The sequence below is a fragment of the Coprobacillus cateniformis genome (genome assembly GCF_009767585.1).
In the GTDB taxonomy this organism is placed as follows: domain Bacteria; phylum Bacillota_I; class Bacilli_A; order Erysipelotrichales; family Coprobacillaceae; genus Coprobacillus; species Coprobacillus cateniformis.
In genome coordinates this window covers 1-3,596 of record NZ_WSNW01000026.1, presented here as the reverse complement: position 1 = coordinate 3,596, position 3,596 = coordinate 1, and the positions used below count along the sequence as shown (strand labels likewise).

General features: G+C 33.0%; 2 protein-coding genes. Both read right to left on the bottom strand.

The window, feature by feature from the left end; genetic code table 11:
* On the bottom strand, window positions 1–2,762 hold a 2,762-nt coding region (locus GQF29_RS18240), incomplete at its 3' end, for an MSCRAMM family protein (protein WP_272898075.1).
* A 122-nt stretch (window positions 2,763–2,884) separates the two neighbouring features.
* Window positions 2,885–3,596 (bottom strand): CAP domain-containing protein (locus GQF29_RS18490; protein ID WP_202086643.1); only part of this gene is annotated, 712 nt, incomplete at its 5' end.

The window sequence follows — 3,596 nt, the reverse complement described above, 5'->3', positions numbered from 1 at the left end:
TTATCATTACATGGATCAAGAATATCCTTTTCTGCTAAGATATCATAAACAGCATTTGCTAAACCTATTTTTTCATAAATAAAATTCTTCTCTTTTTCATCATAGTTTGTTAAAACTTCACCCTCTTTATAGAGTTTGATTTTGCCTTTTACAGATACATTTTCCTTATACGCTCTAATGACTGGTGTTTTTCCATCTTCCGCCATTTGATACATATTGTCACTGCTTATCTTAAAAGGTATTGGTGATGAATCTAACACATATCCAAAAGGTGGCTCTATTTCTATAAGTTCATAATGACCTGCTGATAATTTTTCCTGTAATCTCACATATCCCTCACTGTTTGTTGTCCAGCTATTTACATAACGAGGAAATGGTAACCATTCCCAGTATCCGAAATATTCTCCAGTATCCGTATTTCTTATTTGAAATCTTGCACCTTCTAATTTGACTTGTTTTCCACTTTCTCTATCAAGTTTTACAGCCTCAAACAAACCTGTAAACAATTCATCTATAATTACGTTATTCGTCCAACTTTGATGAACTCTTGAATCTTCTGTAATAATTACAAAGAAATCCTCTGCATATGCATAATCAGGAGCCGGCTTGGTCTCTGAAATTCTATATTTTCCAAATGGCAATTCAATACTTTCATCTCTTCCATCTGCCTTAGTCACTAATTTATCATAAACAGGTGCTAACTGTTTTGCCTCTGCTAAAGTCTTTCCTTTAGAAATAAATGACTGAATATCCGATTCCAGCCAAACGGTAAACTCCACGTTTTCTAATGGTTTCGCATTTGTTGAAGTACCCGGTGTATGTCCTGCCTTAAATAAATCAAATGCCTGTTTCTTTACAACCTCCAAAACCTTTAGATTTTTAATAATGACCTCTTGATTTTGATTTGTATAGCTTAGATCAATATAATATTTTGTTGGGTCTAAAGTATAACCCTCGCTTGGTTCAATCTCCTGTATAAAATACTTACCATTATACAAATGTGAGAACCCAAACTCTCCGTTATTGTCTGTTTTAATGGTTGCTAATAATGTTCCAGCATTTGCTTTTACATTCTTAACTTGTAAATCTGTACCTTTAACAGACTTTAACTCATGAATAGAATCTTTAACTTGATTGTATTGTACAATGCCAGTTGTTCCATCATGATGAATAATAGGTTCGTCTGCATATAAACCATAAGTCGCTCCAGTTCTTGTTGCATCACCTTGAGCTCTATCTTTATTGAAATCAAAAACATTCTTATCTTTTGAACCAGTGTCCAGTTCTTTATCTTCCTTGATTGAATGAATTTCTGCACGCTGTACCTTATTTTTTACTGTTGTGCTCGCATCTGTTACCTGTACGTTTTGTCCAGCATACGTTAGATCAACATTATATTTTTTATTGGAACGCAAATATCCCGGCGGAGCTGTTATTTCAGCAACATAGTATTGACCTAAATAAAGATTATTTAAAACAGCTGTTCCATTGACTGCTGTTTTTGGAAAAGTTGCTACCAAATCATTCGTATTGAATAATTGACCTGTTATTCCATCGGGGTGTATGATAGGACTTCTTGCATACAGTCCACAAACCGCATTGTCTACAAGATTATTTGTTTCACTGTCTCTTTTTATCAAGGTTATAGAACCAACCTGACGCTTATTGCCAATGTTAAATTCAACAGTACCAGAACCAGTATGATTTTTCTCATATGTTCCAGTAGCAGGATTGAGCCAATAGTTTGTTTTGGTTGCTGTTTCTATAACTTTATAAGTGTGCTCTTGTCCACTTCCTGCCTCAGCTAATTCTTTCGCCTTTTCTAAAGCTTCTTTATCTGCTGCTGCTTGAGCATCTGCTTTAGATGTATAGCCTGTTACTTTCTCTTGATTTGGTATACTTAAATCATCATAATTACTAATATATTTTTTAGTTGATGTTGCTGTCTTTGTAAATTCTGTTGTAAAGGTATGTTCTGCAATCCCTGATGAATTTGTAACAGCGCTCCCACCTTTGATATCATCTTTATAGAAATCAAACGTCACTCCACCTAATTTATTTGATGTATCAACATCATTCTTATTAACTCTTACTTTAATTGATTCAGTCGTTTTGTAAGACTTTGTTGAAGTTACATTTCTTTCTAAATATTCAGGTAAATCGCCTGGTATTGAAGTTAATAATCTTTGATGGGAAGATATTCCTGAATCATACATATATAAAGTTCCTGATGTGTTATTAAAGGTCAATGCCTGTTCAGCCCAGCTCTCCATCTGTGAAGTTGGATACGGATTTAAACCATATACCCCCTCTAATGTTCTACCTAAGATTTTTCCATATGCAGAATAATTACTTGTTGAAACTCCCTCTGATAATGCCCAAAACATGCCTTGTGCAAACGCACTATTTTCGCCAGTCAATCCACCTCCCTGACTGCTCCAATAATTCCATACACGATTATACATAGAATTCGTTTTACTCGAAACTCTCGCAAATTTCACACCTGTCTGCAGTTTCTTTCCTTTATCAAGACAAAAGGCAGTTGAGCCATTCAATGTTAAACTATTGTAATACGCTGTTCCACCTAATGCTGTACCGCTCATATCCACAGTTAACCAACTTGATGAAACTCTAGAGGTTGCCTCCGGATATAATGTGACAGCTTTAACATCACTTATGCCACCAATTTGTATTAGAGATATTCCTATCAACAACGACAGTATAACAGAAGTTACCTTTTGAAATATATTTTTCTTAATCATATATTCTTCCTTTCTTTCTCATATTTATAAAGTTTTCCTTAAAGTAGCTTTATCCTACTTATCACATTTTATATACAAAAAAAGTATCATTTTCTTTGATACTTTTAACTAATTATTTAATTTTATTGAACAAGTGCAACCCAATAATCTCCATTAACTGCCACAATTAATTTTGTATTTTCAGGATCCATTAATATAGCTTTATGATTAGAAGATTTCATCCAACCTTTTAATACAGTATTCGAAGCTCCTCCATGCCCATGAGATAAACATTCCCCAACTGAATGGGCTGAAAAATAATTATTTAGTCCATTATGTGAAAAATTAGAAGTAATTTCCACAGCCCTCTTTTTAACAATATTTTCCCACTCGGAAGCATATTGTAATTGACTTCTACCTAATTTTAATCGTTCTTGATTTATCAAATTAAATGCTTCCATCGAAATTTTAGAAGTAGATTGCGTTGTTGTTCCTGTAGTGTTATTTGAATTTGGCTTTGAAGTGTTTGATGAATTTGGTTTCTTATTTGAATTTTGTGGATTAGAAGAATTATTTTTCTTTTCTGTAGTTGCTTGTTCTTTTTTCTTTTCTTCCTTGACAACAATTTCAATTTCTTTCTTTGTTTCATTATTGCTTTCATCTTTTGCAATAACAGTTGCCTTATATGTTCCAGCTTTCTTATAATTAACCTTTGAATCATCTAAAGTTACTGTTGTTTTCGATAAATCAGTTGCTTTCAATTCTTTTTGATCTAATTTTGAATTATACTCAATTGTATATTTGTCTTTGATTTCCAATTTTGGAGCAATTGTATCTTTAACAATAACTTTCACT